Origin of the sequence: Leclercia sp. UBA2479 (genome assembly GCF_002341985.1) — a bacterium.
GTDB lineage: Bacteria > Pseudomonadota > Gammaproteobacteria > Enterobacterales > Enterobacteriaceae > Enterobacter > Enterobacter pneumoniae.
In genome coordinates this window covers 493,363-509,520 of sequence record NZ_DDPB01000009.1, presented here as the reverse complement: position 1 = coordinate 509,520, position 16,158 = coordinate 493,363, and the positions used below count along the sequence as shown (strand labels likewise).

The window sequence follows — 16,158 nt, the reverse complement described above, 5'->3', positions numbered from 1 at the left end:
ATTCCTTCAGACGATACAGGATGGCGATGAAGCGATTTAAAAATGAACTCAACTCGTTGGTCAACCGCGGGGTTGACCGGCATTTGCGCCTGGCGGTCACTGGACTGAGCCGCAGCGGCAAGACCGCCTTTATCACGGCGATGGTCAACCAACTGCTCAATCTTCATGCGGGGGCGCGTCTGCCGCTTCTGAGCGCCGTGCGCGAAGAGCGTCTGTTAGGCGTAAAACGCGTACCCCAGCGCGATTTCGGTATCCCCCGTTTTACCTATGATGAAGGGCTGGCGCAGTTGTACGGTACGCCTCCTATCTGGCCGACGCCGACCCGTGGGGTTAGCGAAATCCGCCTGGCGCTTCGTTTTCGCTCCAATGACTCACTACTGCGCCACTTCAAAGAGACGTCTACGCTCTATCTTGAAATCGTAGATTACCCCGGCGAATGGCTGCTGGACCTGCCCATGCTGACGCAGGATTACCTGAGCTGGTCCCGGCAGATGACCGGTTTGTTACAGGGTCACAGGGCCGAGTGGTCAGCCAAATGGCGCAGCCTTTGTGAAGGGCTGGATCCGCTGGCACCGGCTGATGAAAACCGCCTGGCCGCCATCGCCGAAGCCTGGACCGACTATCTGCATCAGTGTAAAAAAGAGGGGCTGCACTTTATCCAGCCGGGCCGCTTCGTGCTGCCGGGGGATATGGCGGGTGCCCCCGCGCTGCAGTTCTTCCCCTGGCCGGATGTGGAAACCTACGGCGAATCTAAGCTGGCGCAGGCCGATAAACAGACCAACGCCGGCATGCTGCGCGAGCGGTTTAACTATTATTGTGACAAAGTGGTCAAGGGCTTTTACACCAACCACTTTTTGCGCTTCGACCGCCAGATCGTGTTGGTTGATTGTCTGCAACCCCTCAACAGCGGCCCGCAAGCTTTCAACGATATGCGCCTGGCGCTCACCCAGCTCATGCAAAGTTTCCACTACGGCCAGCGAACGCTGTTTCGGCGCTTGTTCTCCCCGGTCATTGATAAGCTGCTGTTTGCCGCCACCAAAGCCGATCACGTGACGGTAGATCAGCACGCCAATATGGTCTCACTCCTGCAACAGCTGGTGCAGGATGCCTGGCAGAACGCCGCCTTCGAGGGGATCAGCATGGATTGCCTGGGGCTAGCGTCGGTTCAGGCTACGCAGAGTGGGCTGATTGACGTAAACGGTGAGAAAATCCCGGCGCTGCGCGGGCATCGTCTGAGCGATGGCGAACCGCTTACGGTCTATCCCGGGGAGGTGCCCGCTCGCTTGCCAGGCCAGGCGTTCTGGCAAAATCAGGGTTTTCAGTTTGAAGCATTCCGTCCTCAGACGATGAATGTCGATCAACCGCTACCGCATATACGCCTGGATGCTGCACTGGAGTTTTTAATTGGAGATAAATTGCGATGACGGAACCGCTCAAACCCCGTATTGATTTCTCCGGACCGCTGGAGCCGGACCGCACCGAAGCGTTTCGATCTGCGCAGACCTTTAACGGCCCCCAGGCGGACAACTTCGCACCGGCGTTAACAGAAACGCTGCTTGCTGAGGAAGAGGGCCAGGCGGAAGCGGTTGTGGAGCAGGCCCTGCGGCCTAAACGCAGCCTGTGGCGCAAAATGGTCACCGCCGGGCTGGCGCTGTTTGGTATAAGCGTGGTGGGCCAGGGCGTTCAGTGGACGATGCACGCCTGGCAGACGCAAGACTGGGTGGCACTGGGAGGTTGCGCGGCGGGCGCCCTGATTATTGGCGCAGGGGTCGGATCGCTGGCCACCGAATGGCGTCGACTCTGGCGCCTGCGTCAGCGTGCGCACGAGCGCGACGAAGCCCGCGATTTGCTACACAGCCATGCCACGGGCAAAGGGCGTGCATTCTGTGAAAAATTAGCGCAACAGGCGGGGCTGGATCACTCTCATCCGGCGTTGCAGCGCTGGTACGCCGCGATTCACGAAACGCAGAATGACCGGGAAGTGGTTTCACTGTACGCACACTTGGTACAGCCGGTACTCGACTCGCAGGCTCGACGTGAAATCAGCCGCTCGGCCGCTGAGTCCACGCTGATGATTGCCGTCAGTCCGCTGGCGCTGGTGGATATGGCCTTTATTGCCTGGCGTAATTTACGGCTGATCAACCGCATCGCCACCCTCTACGGCATTGAGCTGGGGTACTACAGTCGGCTGCGACTGTTTCGCCTGGTACTGCTCAACATCGCGTTTGCCGGCGCCACCGAGCTGGTACGTGAAGTGGGTATGGACTGGATGTCTCAGGATCTGGCCGCGCGTCTCTCGACCCGCGCCGCCCAGGGTATCGGGGCTGGTTTACTGACCGCACGTCTGGGGATCAAAGCCATGGAGCTCTGCCGTCCGCTGCCGTGGATCGAGGGGGATAAACCCCGGCTCGGTGATTTCCGACGCGAATTGATCGGCCAGTTGAAAGAGACGTTGAGTAAAAAGCCGCAGTCATAGTCGGACTGCGTGTTATTTCCGCAGGCTGTCAATATTTGTTGACAGCCATCTTCCTGAATAGCGATATCTGGCTTATCATTTGTAGGTTACTGGCTTATAGAGTGATTTTCCCATGCGTCTGGAAGTTTTTTGTAAGGACCGTCTCGGCCTGACTCGCGAGTTACTTGATCTCCTTGTTTTGCGTAGCATTGATCTGCGCGGCATTGAGATCGATCCCATCGGGAAGATTTACCTCAATTTCGCCGAAATCGAATTCGATACATTCAGCAGTTTGATGGCTGAAATCCGCCGTATCGCTGGCGTTACGGATGTGCGCACAGTGCCGTGGATGCCTTCCGAACGCGAACATCTGGCGCTGAACGCCTTGTTGCAGGCGATGCCGGAGCCGTTTTTATCCCTTGATATGAAAAGCAAAATCGAGCGTGCCAACCAGGCGGGCTGTCAGCTTTTCGGTCTTGACGCAGACAAATTGCGTAACCATACGGCGCCCCAGCTGATCCCCGGTTTTAATTTCCAGCGCTGGCTGGAGAGCAACCCGCAGTCCACCCACAGCGAACACGTGGTGATCCACGGACAAAACTTCCTGATGGAGATTACACCGTTTTATCTGAAGGGTGAAAATGACGTCAGCGTGCTAACCGGGGCGGTGATTATGCTGCGCTCTACGGTGCGAATGGGACGTCAGCTGCAGGACCTCAGCAGCCAGGATATGAGTGCGTTCAATCAGATCATCGCTGTCAGCGCGAAGATGCGTCACGTCGTTGACCAGGCCCGCAAGCTGGCAAACCTCACCGCGCCGCTGCTGATCACCGGCGATACCGGCACCGGTAAAGATCTGCTGGCGCATGCTGTCCACCTGGCCAGCCCGCGCGCGGCAAAACCCTATCTTGCGCTTAACTGCGCTTCGATTCCGGAAGATGCGGTCGAGAGCGAACTATTCGGCCACGCGCCGGAGGGGATAAAAGGATTCTTCGAGCAGGCCAACGGCGGCTCGGTCCTGCTGGATGAGATTGGCGAAATGTCGCCGCGCATGCAGGCCAAACTGCTACGCTTCCTTAATGACGGTACGTTCCGCCGGGTGGGGGAAGATCACGAGGTTCACGTGGATGTGCGCGTCATCTGCGCGACCCAAAAAAACCTGGTGGAGCTGGTACAAAAAGGGCTGTTCCGGGAAGATCTCTACTATCGTCTGAACGTGCTGACCCTGAATATTCCGCCGCTGCGTGATTGTCCGCAGGACATCATGCCGTTAACGGAACTCTTTGTCGCTCGCTTTGCCGATGAGCAAGGCATTCCGCGTCCTAAATTCTCGGCCGATCTGAGTAACGTGCTGACGCGCTACGGCTGGCCGGGCAATGTGCGGCAGTTAAAAAACGCGATCTACCGGGCCCTCAGTCAGCTGGAGGGTTATGAGCTCCGCCCACAGGACATTCTGCTGCCGGACTATGACGCCGGTACGGTGTCAGTGGGTGAAGAGGCGATGGAAGGTTCGCTGGATGATATCACCAGCCGTTTTGAACGCTCGGTACTCACCCAGCTTTATCGCGATTACCCCAGCACCCGTAAGCTGGCGAAGCGTCTGGGCGTGTCGCATACCGCAATCGCCAATAAGCTGCGCGAGTATGGACTGAGCCAGAAAAAAGGTGACGAGTAACAAAAAAGCCTCCTTGCGGAGGCTTTCTTATTTTGCCGTAGCGCTTAGGCTTTCAGGCTTTCCAGCGCAGCCGTGTAATCTGGCTCGGTGGTAATTTCATCCACCAGTTGGCTGAAGACGACATTGTCGTTTTCATCAATGACCAGAACAGCACGTGCGGCCAGGCCTTTCAGCGCGCCTTCGGCAATGCCCACGCCATAGTTCTGCAGGAAATCTGCGTTACGCAGCGTAGACAAGGTGATGACGTTGCTCAGACCTTCTGCGCCGCAGAAGCGAGACTGGGCAAACGGCAGATCGGCGGAAATGCACAGCACCACGGTGTTGTCCATTTCAGTGGCCAGTTGGTTGAATTTACGCACTGATGCGGCACACACGCCAGTGTCGATGCTTGGGAAAATGTTCAGGACTTTACGTTTGCCAGCAAACTGGCTCAACGCGACGTCGGACAGGTCTTTTGCTACGAGAGTAAAAGCCTGTGCCTTGCTACCCGCCTGCGGAATGGCACCAGCAACAGCAACCGGGTTGCCCTGGAAATGAACGAGTTGTGACATGGATATCTTCCTGTTTACATATAGTTAACGTCGCCGCTAGTGTATGACAACAGCGAATAACACGGCAAACCCTATTTACGATAAGTCGCATTACAGGAGCGAGTGATGAAAACCCTCAAGGTTTACGAAGAAGCCTGGCCTCTGCATTCCCCCTTTGTCATCTCCCGGGGTGCCCGCAGCGAAGCCTGCGTCGTGGTCGTTGAAATCGAGGAGGAGGGCATTAAAGGTGTGGGGGAGTGTACGCCTTATCCGCGCTACGGCGAAACGCCAGCCTCTGTGATGGCGCAAATTATGGCCCTGGGGCCAGAAATCGAGCAGGGTATGACGCGCGAAGCGCTGCAGGCTGCGCTGCCCCCCGGGGCGGCTCGTAATGCCGTGGACTGCGCCCTCTGGGATCTTGCCGCCCGTCAGCAGGAGATGCCCCTGGCGCATTTGGCGGGTGCCACGCTCCCCCAAAGCCTCATAACGGCTCAGACAGTGGTCATTGGCGAGCCCGAGCAGATGGCCGCCAGCGCCCAGGCGCTCAGCGCGGCCGGAGCAAGATTGCTGAAGGTCAAACTGGACGATCGCCTGATAAGCGAACGGATGATTGCGATCCGTGCGGCAGCGCCAGAGGCTACGCTGATTGTCGATGCTAATGAATCCTGGCACGTTGAAGGGCTGGCGGCGCGCTGCCAGCTGTTGGCAGACCTCGGAGTGGCGATGCTTGAGCAGCCTCTCCCCGCGGGGGAAGATGCGGCGCTGGCGAACTTTATTCATCCGCTGCCCATCTGTGCCGATGAGAGCTGCCACACGCGCGCAAGCCTGAGTGAGCTAAAAGGGCGCTATGAGATGGTCAATATAAAACTCGATAAAACGGGTGGGCTGACCGAGGCGCTGGCGTTAGCTAATGAGGCGCAGGAGCAGGGGTTCGCCCTGATGCTGGGCTGCATGCTCTGCACCTCCAGAGCCATCGGCGCCGCGCTGCCGCTGGTGCCAGAGGTCAGCTTCGCCGACCTGGATGGCCCCACGTGGCTGGCGGTCGATGTCTCACCCGCCCTGCAATTTCGCGCCGGTACCCTCTATCTTTGAGCTTCCCAGCGCAGCAGGCCCACCATCGCTTTCAGATACTTCTCGCTGGCTTCGTCAGAGGAGATGGGGGGGAACTCTGCGGTGATGCAGTGCAGACCCAGGTCAGCACACCAGCTACCAAACGAGCCTGGCGTTTCATAGCCGACGCTGGTGACCAGTGGCAGGGAAAAAGCCTCTGCCAGCCAGCGTCCCAGCGTCGTATGGCCGGGGTCCTCTATACAGGCGAGCGGATCGTGAAACGAGACCACCCATGCCGGGTGCAGCTTGTGAATCAACTTGCACAACCCCTGGGTTTCGGGCTCTGAACCGGGCTTTTCGCCGGTTAGCAGCACCACATCCCGCTCTTCTGCCGCGCTGTTCCAGCGATAAACCGTCTCGCCTGCGCGCCAGTTTGCTGCCGGGAAGTTGCGATTTAAATCCACCCCGCGCGCGTTGGCGCGCAGCCCCAACTGACACCCATCCGGATTAACCGTCAACACCACGTGATGCCGACGCTGATCGGGCGCCAGAGTGCGTAGCGCGCAGGAGAGGGTGACAATCGAGGAATTTTCATCGCCATGGGTGCCGGCGATGATAAGGCCACTTTCACGATCGGCATTGGGCGCGGGAAACCAGATAAGCGGCGCGCCAAGCAGTGAGCGACCATAATGTTCGGTGCCGGGAGGAAAAGCGCCACGTTCTGTTCGGGGGCGAGTAAGGGTCATAGGGGATCCTGATGATAATGGTGCTTACTGGCAGTGTTGTGCAAAACATCCGCTTAATCAAATAGTTTCGCCAGTCCGGGAAAACTGGCGCATATCATGTTTCCGGCGTAAGTTATTTGCATTTCACTGTTCTGAAACAAATAATTAGCCATCTGCTTGTTAGCCACTATTCCAGAGAGGATCTCATGAAGCATCCTGTTTCGCTGCTTACTTCTGCCCTGTTGCTGTGCGGCCTGTCATCCTGGTCCTTTGCGGCGGATATTCCTTCCGGCACGCAGCTGGCGCCGAGACAGGAGCTGGTTCGCCATATTAAAGATGAACCCGCTTCACTCGATCCCGCCAAAGCCGTGGGGCTGCCTGAAATTCAGGTTATACGCGATCTGTTTGAAGGCCTGGTAAACCAGAACGAGAAAGGCGAGCTGGTACCGGGTGTTGCTACCCGCTGGCAGAGCAATGACAACCGGGTCTGGACCTTCACCCTGCGCGATAACGCCCGGTGGTCAGACGGTACCCCGGTCACGGCACAAGATTTTGTTTACAGCTGGCAGCGTCTGGTTGATCCGAAAACCACGTCGCCTTTTGCGTGGTTTGCTGCGCTGGCGGGCGTGACCAACGCTCAGGCGATCATTGACGGGAAAGCCACGCCAGACAAGCTCGGCGTGACGGCGGTAGATAACCACACCCTGCGCGTGCAACTGGATAAACCCTTGCCGTGGTTTGCTAACCTTACCGCCAGTTTCGCCTTCTATCCGGTACAAAAAGCCAACGTCGAAAGCGGTAAAGAGTGGACCCGCCCTGGTGCGCTGGTAGGAAACGGCGCGTTCGTGCTGAAAGATCGGGTGGTGAACGAGAAGCTGGTGGTCGAGCCCAATACGCATTACTGGGACAATGGCAAAACGGTACTGAAGAAGGTGACCTTTGTGCCGATCAATCAGGAGTCTTCTGCCACCAAGCGCTACCTGGCGAACGATATCGACATTACCGAATCTTTCCCGAAAAACCTCTATCAAAAGTTACTGAAAGATATTCCAGGGCAGGTCTATACGCCCCCTCAGCTGGGTACCTATTACTACGCCTTTAATACCCAGAAAGGGCCGACCGCCGATGCCCGGGTGCGTCTGGCGCTGAGTATGACCATCGACCGACGCATTATGGCCGAGAAAGTCCTGGGTACGGGCGAAAAACCGGCCTGGCACTTCACCCCGGATGTGACGGCGGGCTTTACTCCGGAGCCGTCGCCGTTTGAGCAGATGTCGCAGGAGGAGCTTAACGCCCAGGCGAAAACCCTGCTTCAGGCGGCAGGCTATAATCCTCAGCGCCCCTTGAAGCTGACGCTGCTGTACAACACCTCTGAAAACCACCAGAAAATCGCCATCGCGGTGGCGTCGATGTGGAAGAAGAACCTCGGCGTGGATGTGAAGCTGCAAAACCAGGAGTGGAAAACCTACATCGACAGTCGTAACACCGGCAACTTCGATGTGATCCGCGCCTCGTGGGTAGGGGATTATAACGAGCCGTCGACTTTCCTCTCGCTGTTGACCTCCACCCACACGGGGAATATTTCACGCTTCAACGACCCGGCGTATGACAAGGTGATTAACCAGGCATCCATGGAGACCACCGCGAAGGCGCGGAATGCGGATTACAACGCCGCAGAGAAAATTCTGGCCGAAAAAGCCCCAGTGGCCCCGATTTATCAATACACCAATGGCCGCTTGATCAAACCCTGGGTGAAGGGCTATCCGATCAATAACCCGGAAGACGTGGCCTACAGCCGCACGATGTATATTGAGAAGCACTGATGCGTAGCGGTTGCCTGTGAAGGTCAGGCAACCGCGCCTACTCAGAAGGGGGGGCGTGAAACCGGGCTACCCCTTCAGGCGGCCAGCACCTTGTTACGCCCATCGTTTTTTGCGCGGTAGAGCGCATCATCCACCCGTTTGAAAAGTTCATCTATGTTCTCGTCCGGGTTGTGACGTGCGACACCAATACTGACAGTAAAGCGCGGCAGGCCGGGAAGGGCGATGTGAGCAATAGCGACGCGAAGAGTTTCTGCCAGTTGTAACGCCGCTTCCAGTGAAGTGCGGGGGAGCAGCAGGACAAACTCTTCGCCCCCCCAGCGGAAGACGTAATCGTCTTTGCGGCAACAACTCTCCAGCATCCTTGCAAGGGCAATTAATACCTCATCCCCCTTTTGATGGCCGAACATATCATTAATATCTTTGAAGTGATCGGTGTCCACCAGCAGCAGGCTAAACTCCTGCTGAAGCGGCAGCTGAGCGGCTGTTGTTTTGTCGGTCAGACTATAGAACTGACGGCGGTTCAGCAGCCCCGTGAGTGAATCGCGAAGGGCGGCGTGCTCAAGTTCCTGCTCCAGCCTTTTTTGCTCGGTAATATCGTGAATGATGCACAGCATCAACTTATCGCCATAGATTTCAATTGGCCCGGCGTAGGTCTGTACGTGGCGGGTGGTCCCGTTTGCGAGGCGATGGACAAAATTCAGCGGCTTATGTCCGCCGGGCAAGCGGGCGATTTCGTTCATGACTGGCAAGATGTTCCGGCCAAGGGTGTTGATCTCCCAGGTATGTTTGCTGCACATCTCGTCATGGTTATAGCCGTAGAAAGTGAGGGCCGCGACGTTGGCATCTACGATCTGGCCGTCACGGGCCGGATCGATCAGCAGCATCGGCGCGCTGTTAGTGAGAAAAAAGCGGGCGTAAAAACCCTTTTTTTTACGCTGATAGGTGGCCGAGCGGGTGGCTTTGAGTCCCGTCGCAGGCTGGGGAGGCAGACCTTCGAAGACAATCACTTCGCCATAAGGGGCAAAGGAGGTCAGCGACAGCCGGCAGCTCAGGGTAATTTGTTCGTCGCGATGCAGGATAGTCCAGACCTCAACAATCTCCTGCTGCGCTTTTAAATCTGGAACGTACATGGCCAGCGACGTTTGCGCATGGGCGCAGTAATTCCCCTTACGCAGCGCGTCGAACGTTGCCCCCTGCATAAACGCTTTCGCCACCGTATTGGCAAAAAGCAGGGTTTCTGTTTCCGCGGAGATCAACCAGACGGGCGTTTTAAGAATATTAAGCGCATCAAACTCAGGTAGCGACATAATTAAGTCCCATTTATCGGCACGCAGCCTGGACCATAACGGAAACGACACGCACGGGTTTCTTTGCAACATACTCTACTTCATACCATCAGGCATGATTTTTTTGTGAGACCCGCGCATGATTCTTATTTATTTTACTGACGGCTAACGTTTCCTGTTGCCACGATCGGAGCTGAAAACCGGGTCTCAATCGCTACTTAATGAATCAACAAACGCGCGTTCGCGGTAAAACGTTGGGTCCGTACAGGGTCGTCAATCATCGAGATGATAACAGGGAGCCAGGATAGAACGGGGTGGTGGATGAAAACCGGAATAAAAACACTGTTTTATAAATTATTGCATCTCTGGCCTGCAGAAGTCGAAACAGTCTGGCAAATAATTGACCATTCGGTCAAAATATTATTTCTGGGTCTATACGTTATCGGTATTCAGCGAAAAATCTTTATCATTATTTGTAGCGGTATTGAAGAAACATGCCACCTCGATAATACTTAAGTGTGACTAAATTAGGTTTAATCAACCCTGATTCTTTTCATCAGTGAGACGTAGCGCAATTAAAAACTACGTTGTTAAAATATAACGATATAGTATATAGAGCGCATGCGTACTGGAGTTTTTGCTGGTTTGTATTTATTAATGACAGATTATATCCTTACCTAACGCAAATTAACTGGTATGACCACCAAAGGCAACAAGACCTTAAATTTGAGATGAAAAATAAAAAGGCGGGTGCTATAAACTCAATATCGACAAAAATATCGATTGCGGACTCTATTATGCTTAAAAACATTAGCGTAAGAACATTTGTTCTTGTTTATCTCATGGGCGTCTTTTTAATATCCAATTTCCTGGTTGCAGTGTCTCCCGGGAAATTCACTCTACTGATCGCGTTGAACATTTTCTTCATCGTCGCTTTTTTACTCTTATTCACCTATTTGACACAATTTCTTGTGAAGCCGATCAATACTGTGAAAAAAAGTATTGAAGAAGTTACCGCGGGCAAACTGGGCGTAATCATTCCCGAGTTCGGTAATAATTGCGCCGGGCGATTAATCCCGGGCATAAACACGCTATCTGGCAATATCGCGACGTTGGTAAGTGAAATTCGTGCCTCTTCACAAACGGCGATGAGCCTGTCGGATCAGCTGGCGGCGCGCAGCGCGGCCCTTTCGGCCAAAACAGAGCAGCAGTCGGCCTCGCTGGTAGAAACGGCGGCCAGCATGGAGCAGATGGCCGCCACCACGCGTAACACGGCAGACAACACCCGTCTGGCCAGCGAGCGGGCGAATGCTGCCACACAGCAGGCGAAAAAGGGGGGCGAGTTGATGGGGCAGGTGGCGAATAATATGAATTCGATAACCGAATGCGCTCAGCAGATGACCGAAATTATCTCAATGATTGACGGTATCGCTTTCCAGACCAATATTTTGGCCTTGAACGCGGCCGTAGAGGCCGCACGCGCCGGCGACCACGGTAAAGGCTTCTCGGTCGTGGCGGGTGAGGTACGTAGCCTGGCCCATCGCAGTGCGGAAGCGGCCAAAAACATTAAATCGCTCATCGACGTGACCAGCCATAACGTCAACCAGGGGGCGATGGTGGTGTCGGAGGCAGAAAAGAACATGCGCGATATCGTGAGCGGCTCGGGTCAGGTGAGCCAGCTCATGAATGAGATTTCGAACTCCACCAGCGAACAGGAGATGGGCATTGCGCAAATCACCCTCGCGCTGAGCGACCTGGAGAACGTGACCCAGAGCAACGTGGCGATGGTCGATGAACTCTCTGGCTCCTCTGCGGTATTAAAAAATCAGGTGATTGAGCTGCAGGCCCGCACGCGTAACTTCCGTCTCGAGCAAGAGAATACGGAAAACTATGGCATGGATGGTCGACGATTAGCCTCACGAATGGGGCACTCTTACTAAAGATATAGCCTGGTTCGCCAGGCTTTTTTATGAGCAAATTCAGCGCGATGCCCATGTAAATTGTTGCTTAACATGCCAGGGTGGCTAGACTGACAACAAGATAGATGAAAGGCGGAGGCGCTGTGGAAGGCATTAAAGGATCTGAAGTTAACGTTCCTGACGCGGTATTTGCGTGGATACTTGACGGAAAGGGGGCAGCAAGGCCGCTGGAAAACGACGATATCATCGATCGTGAACACCCTTGCTGGCTTCACCTGAACTACACGCAACCTGAGAGTGCTGACTGGCTGGCATCGACCCCATTACTCCCCAACTATGTGCGCGATGCGCTGGCTGGGGAAAGTCTGCGCCCGCGCGTTACGCGAATGGGTGAGGGTACCCTGATCACCTTGCGGTGTATTAATGGCAGCACCGATGAACGTCCCGATCAGCTGGTAGCGATGCGCGTGTATATGGATGAGCGGCTCATTGTCTCGACGCGTCAGCGCAAGGTGCTGGCGCTGGACGATGTCATTAATGATCTGAAAGAGGGGACCGGGCCGGAAGATTGTGGTGGCTGGCTGGTGGATGTCTGCGATGCCCTGACCGAGCACGCCAGCGAGTTTATTGAAGAGCTGCACGATAAAATTATCGATCTGGAAGACAATCTGCTCGATCAGCAAATTCCCCCGCGCGGTTTCCTCGCGCTCCTGCGCAAACAATTGATTGTGATGCGGCGCTATATGGCTCCGCAGCGCGATGTCTATGCGCGGCTGGCGAGTGAGCGCCTGAGCTGGATGAATGACGATCAGCGCCGGCGGATGCAGGATATCGCTGACCGTCTTGGCCGCGGGCTGGATGAGATCGACGCCTGCATCGCGCGAACCGCGGTGATGTCCGATGAGATTGCGCAGGTGATGCAGGAGTCGCTATCCCGGCGCACCTACACGATGTCGCTGATGGCGATGGTCTTTTTACCCAGTACCTTTTTAACCGGCCTGTTTGGCGTCAATCTGGGCGGTATTCCCGGAGGGGCATACCGCTTCGGTTTTTCAGTGTTTTGCATCATGTTAGTGGTTTTAATCGGCGGTGTTGCATGGTGGTTGCATCGCAGTAAATGGCTGTAAATTTACGCATTTCTCAGGTTGTGAAAAGCTTAAAACGCCATTTTACTTGAGCGAGGTCAAGAAACTGCCTGTCGTAAAGGTGCACTATTCGTTTCGCAGGTGAATGCAACGTCAAGCGATGGGCGTTGCGCTCCATATTGTCTTACTTCCTTTTTTGAATTACTGCATAGCACAATTGATTCGTACGACGCCGACTAAATTAGTCGGCTTTTTTTTGCCTGTCGTACAGCAGCGTCTACCCTAAAAGAGTCACTCCCAATGCCCGGAGGGTAAAATGACCTGTCTGTTAACACTGCTGCTCTGGCAGCCACAACAATCGGACCCGGTGCCTACCGACCCGGTACCTGTGCCCGAACCTATTCCGCGTCCGCAACCGATGCCGGATCCACCCCCTGATGAAGTTCCGATTAAAATGTCGCATCGTAAGGGCAGATCTGCGAGGATACGCGCCTGCTGACTGTGACTTTTTTAACGCGAGAATAATTGTGACCGCCTTTTCTACACTGAACGTACTGCCTGCCGCCCAACTCGATAATCTCAACGAGTTGGGCTACCTGACGATGACCCCTGTACAAGCTGCCGCGCTTCCGGCGATCCTTGAGGGACGCGATGTACGCGTGCAGGCGCAAACCGGCAGTGGTAAAACGGCTGCATTCGGTCTTGGCCTGTTACAGCACATTGATGCCTCGCTGTTCCAGACGCAGTCGCTGGTACTTTGCCCGACCCGGGAGCTGGCGGATCAGGTGGCTGGCGAACTGCGCCGTCTGGCGCGTTTCTTGCCTAACACCAAAATTTTAACCCTCTGCGGCGGTCAGCCGTTCGGCGCCCAGCGCGACTCCTTGCAGCATGCGCCGCACATTATCGTTGCCACGCCGGGCCGTCTGTTAGATCATCTGCAAAAAGGGACGGTGTCGCTGGAGGCCCTGCAAACGTTGGTGCTTGATGAAGCCGACCGCATGCTGGACATGGGATTTAGCGAGGCCATCGACGAGGTGATCCGTTTTGCCCCTGCCTCTAAACAAACCCTTCTCTTTTCGGCGACCTGGCCACAAGCCATTGCGGCGATCAGTGGCCGGGTGCAGCAAAATCCACTGGCGATCGAGATCGACACTGTGGATGCGTTACCCGCCATCGAACAGCAGTTCTTTGATACCACGCAGCAGGGCAAAATCCCGCTGCTCCAGAAGCTGCTGAGCATTCACAAACCCGCCTCCTGCGTGGTGTTTTGTAATACTAAAAAAGATTGCCAGTCGGTGTGTGACGCCCTGACCGCGGCGGGCCAAAGCGCGCTCTCCCTGCATGGCGATTTAGAACAACGCGATCGTGACCAGACCCTGGTGCGTTTTGCCAACGGCAGCGCGCGCGTGCTGGTGGCGACGGATGTCGCGGCCCGTGGCCTGGACATCAAATCGCTGGAGCTCGTGGTGAACTACGAGCTCGCATGGGATCCCGAAGTACATGTCCACCGTATCGGACGTACTGCGCGTGCAGGGAACAGCGGGTTAGCCATCAGCTTCTGCGCGCCGGAAGAGGCGCAGCGCGCCAACATCCTGGCGGAGATGCTGCAAATCAAACTGAACTGGGTCAAAGCCCCGGCGAATGTCAGTATTACGCCGCTGGCGGCGGAGATGGCCACCCTGTGCATTGATGGCGGGAAAAAAGCCAAGATGCGTCCGGGTGATGTGCTGGGGGCGTTAACCGGTGACATTGGGCTGGAGGGTGCCGATATCGGGAAAATTGTTGTCCATCCCGCTCACGTTTATGTGGCAGTACGTCAGTCGGTAGCGCAGAAAGCCTGGAAACAGCTGCAAAACGGAAAGATTAAAGGTAAAACCTGCCGCGTTCGCCTGCTGAAATAAACGGGGAAATCGCGTCTCAGCGCTTGTCTGAGACGCGTTGTTTTTATTTCACTTCAATGACGTTCAGGCGCATCTCATCAAGCTGTGCGTCATCTTCTTCCGGCTGCCATCCGGCCGTCTGCATCGGAATATCTTCGCGGTCAAAGGCCAGATCGCCGCCGTTCACCACTTCCGAACCGTGCTTAATGCCTTTGAAGTCAAACAGGTTGATATCGCTAAGGTGCGATGGCACTACGTTCTGCATGGCGCTGAACATGGTTTCAATGCGACCTGGATAGCGTTTGTCCCAGTCACGCAGCATGTCGGCAATCACCTGGCGTTGCAGATTAGGCTGCGAGCCGCAGAGGTTACACGGAATAATTGGGAAGGCTTTAGCCTCGGCAAAGCGCTCAATATCTTTCTCGCGGCAGTAGGCCAGCGGACGGATCACAATATGCTTACCGTCATCGCTCATCAATTTTGGCGGCATGCCTTTCATCTTGCCACCGTAGAACATATTCAGGAACAGGGTTTGCAGGATGTCGTCGCGGTGATGGCCGAGGGCAATCTTGGTGCAACCCAGCTCGGTGGCAGTACGGTAGAGAATACCGCGGCGCAGGCGAGAGCAGAGCGAGCAGGTGGTTTTGCCTTCCGGGATCTTCTCTTTCACAATGCCGTAGGTATTCTCTTCAACAATCTTATACTCCACACCCTGCTGTTCCAGATATTCCGGCAGGATATGCTCCGGGAAGCCCGGCTGTTTCTGATCAAGGTTGACCGCGATCAGCGAGAAATTGACCGGGGCGCTCTGCTGGAGGTTTCGCAGGATCTCCAGCAGGGTATAACTGTCTTTACCACCTGACAGGCAGACCATGATGCGGTCGCCTTCTTCAATCATGTTGTAATCCGCAATGGCTTCGCCGACGTTACGACGCAGACGCTTTTGCAGCTTGTTAAGGTTGTACTGTTCTTTTTTACTAATATCTTGATTCTGTTGCATTTAAAAGTTACTCAGATATCGAATGGGGCACCAGTGGGGTAAAGCGCCGGTCTGGTCTTCAGCATTACCGCCTGTTCGCTATTGCTCTCATTTTCGAGAAAGCAAAGATTTCGTACACCCTCTGCGCATGAATGTGCCCCATCCGATTAACAATAAAAGACGGGTTAGCGCCTGCTGGTCATCACCAGCATGCGAAAGTGTGCCGTGTATGGTACGGATTGCGGCGACGAATGCCAGCATGTTTTAGCGCAGAACGTCACTCTTGCTTCCTGCGCAGCAAAATTTGTAAACGCTTCAGGAACGCATAAAGGGTAAAGAGCGTGCATCGCCTCTATTTTTCTCACGCGTAGCGGGTAAAAATACGTGATCGCGGTCTGCTAAATAGCGCGCTTAAAGGGCACCATGATAAAAAAAAGCCCCCACAAGGAGGGCTACAGGAGTCTCAGTCTTAACGCTCTTTTTTTATTGATGTTTCCCCGGAGTTGGCATTCTCCGCATCAGAGTCATCAATAGCCTGGCAGCCTGGCCACCAACAACAAGCGTATGGCCTGGTGATTAGGACTTTCCTTACGTATAACCTCACACATTAGCCCCCAAGCCCATTAATTACGACAAATTAAGCACCTGAGCGGCAATGCCTTGCCCAGCCAAAGTACAAGAAGGCGTTACGTCATGCCCGGCAGGCGGGCAGTAATCGCCAGCGCGTCTTAAACTTAACCCGTACCGGTGG

General features: G+C 55.2%; 13 protein-coding genes and 1 pseudogene. 9 read left to right on the top strand and 5 right to left on the bottom strand.

Going from position 1 to position 16,158, the window contains the following annotated elements; translation table 11 throughout:
• Positions 1 to 26: 26 nt before the first annotated feature.
• The 3 genes from B3B59_RS12090 to tyrR all read left to right on the top strand — a co-directional run bounded on the left by B3B59_RS12090 (position 27) and on the right by tyrR (position 4,130).
• Entirely contained in the window at positions 27 to 1,424 is a 1,398-nt protein-coding gene (locus B3B59_RS12090) for a YcjX family protein (RefSeq protein WP_286809109.1), read from the top strand.
• Positions 1,421 to 2,476, top strand: a complete 1,056-nt coding sequence (locus B3B59_RS12085; protein ID WP_286809108.1) for a YcjF family protein — start codon at positions 1,421 to 1,423, stop codon at positions 2,474 to 2,476. Before B3B59_RS12090 ends, B3B59_RS12085 begins: the two co-directional genes overlap by 4 nt.
• Before the next feature lie 112 nt (positions 2,477 to 2,588).
• Entirely contained in the window at positions 2,589 to 4,130 is a 1,542-nt protein-coding gene (tyrR, locus tag B3B59_RS12080) for a transcriptional regulator TyrR (RefSeq protein ID WP_212475773.1), read from the top strand.
• Positions 4,131 to 4,174: 44 nt separating this feature from the next.
• Here the strand turns inward: tyrR and tpx are convergent, their stop codons facing one another.
• On the bottom strand, positions 4,175 to 4,681 hold the full coding sequence (gene tpx, locus B3B59_RS12075; protein WP_040075395.1) for a thiol peroxidase: 507 nt from the start codon (positions 4,679 to 4,681) through the stop codon (positions 4,175 to 4,177).
• Between the two features lie 105 nt (positions 4,682 to 4,786).
• Here tpx and ycjG point away from each other — a divergent pair, with 105 nt between their 5' ends.
• Positions 4,787 to 5,752: an L-Ala-D/L-Glu epimerase gene (ycjG, locus tag B3B59_RS12070; protein WP_233804551.1), complete on the top strand. Its 966-nt coding sequence runs from the start codon at positions 4,787 to 4,789 to the stop codon at positions 5,750 to 5,752.
• On the opposite strand, the gene mpaA is transcribed toward ycjG, so the two are convergent.
• Positions 5,743 to 6,456 carry a murein tripeptide amidase MpaA gene (gene mpaA / locus B3B59_RS12065; RefSeq protein ID WP_286809107.1) on the bottom strand — a complete coding sequence of 238 codons (714 nt, stop codon included), beginning with the start codon at positions 6,454 to 6,456 and terminating at the stop codon, positions 5,743 to 5,745. The genes ycjG and mpaA overlap by 10 nt on opposite strands.
• Positions 6,457 to 6,641: 185 nt before the next feature.
• Here mpaA and B3B59_RS12060 point away from each other — a divergent pair, with 185 nt between their 5' ends.
• Positions 6,642 to 8,258, top strand: a complete 1,617-nt coding sequence (locus B3B59_RS12060; RefSeq protein WP_212475774.1) for a peptide ABC transporter substrate-binding protein — start codon at positions 6,642 to 6,644, stop codon at positions 8,256 to 8,258.
• 74 nt (positions 8,259 to 8,332) lie between these two features.
• Here the strand turns inward: B3B59_RS12060 and B3B59_RS12055 are convergent, their stop codons facing one another.
• Complete coding sequence (locus tag B3B59_RS12055; protein ID WP_286809105.1) at positions 8,333 to 9,565, bottom strand: GGDEF domain-containing protein; 1,233 nt, start codon at positions 9,563 to 9,565, stop codon at positions 8,333 to 8,335.
• Positions 9,566 to 10,341: 776 nt separating this feature from the next.
• On the opposite strand from B3B59_RS12055, the gene B3B59_RS12050 reads away from it, so the two are divergent.
• The 4 genes from B3B59_RS12050 (at position 10,342) to dbpA (ending at position 14,449) form a co-directional block, all read left to right on the top strand.
• On the top strand, positions 10,342 to 11,484 hold the full coding sequence (locus B3B59_RS12050) for a methyl-accepting chemotaxis protein (protein ID WP_286809103.1): 1,143 nt from the start codon (positions 10,342 to 10,344) through the stop codon (positions 11,482 to 11,484).
• A 122-nt stretch (positions 11,485 to 11,606) separates the two neighbouring features.
• A complete protein-coding gene (gene zntB / locus B3B59_RS12045) occupies positions 11,607 to 12,590 on the top strand; it encodes a zinc transporter ZntB (RefSeq protein ID WP_040078480.1) in 984 nt (327 codons plus the stop codon).
• Positions 12,591 to 12,864: 274 nt separating this feature from the next.
• Positions 12,865 to 13,047 carry a hypothetical protein gene (locus B3B59_RS12040; protein ID WP_072039506.1) on the top strand — a complete coding sequence of 61 codons (183 nt, stop codon included), beginning with the start codon at positions 12,865 to 12,867 and terminating at the stop codon, positions 13,045 to 13,047.
• Between the two features lie 28 nt (positions 13,048 to 13,075).
• A complete protein-coding gene (dbpA, locus tag B3B59_RS12035) occupies positions 13,076 to 14,449 on the top strand; it encodes an ATP-dependent RNA helicase DbpA (RefSeq protein ID WP_286809101.1) in 1,374 nt (457 codons plus the stop codon).
• Positions 14,450 to 14,492: 43 nt separating this feature from the next.
• Here the strand turns inward: dbpA and ttcA are convergent, their stop codons facing one another.
• Both ttcA and B3B59_RS20490 read right to left on the bottom strand, forming a co-directional pair.
• Positions 14,493 to 15,428 (bottom strand): tRNA 2-thiocytidine(32) synthetase TtcA, encoded by a 936-nt coding sequence (gene ttcA, locus B3B59_RS12030; RefSeq protein WP_286809100.1) that lies wholly within the window; start codon positions 15,426 to 15,428, stop codon positions 14,493 to 14,495.
• A gap of 11 nt (positions 15,429 to 15,439) precedes the next feature.
• Positions 15,440 to 15,681: pseudogene (locus B3B59_RS20490) on the bottom strand (site-specific integrase); the annotation flags it as partial.
• Positions 15,682 to 16,158 lie beyond the last annotated feature (477 nt).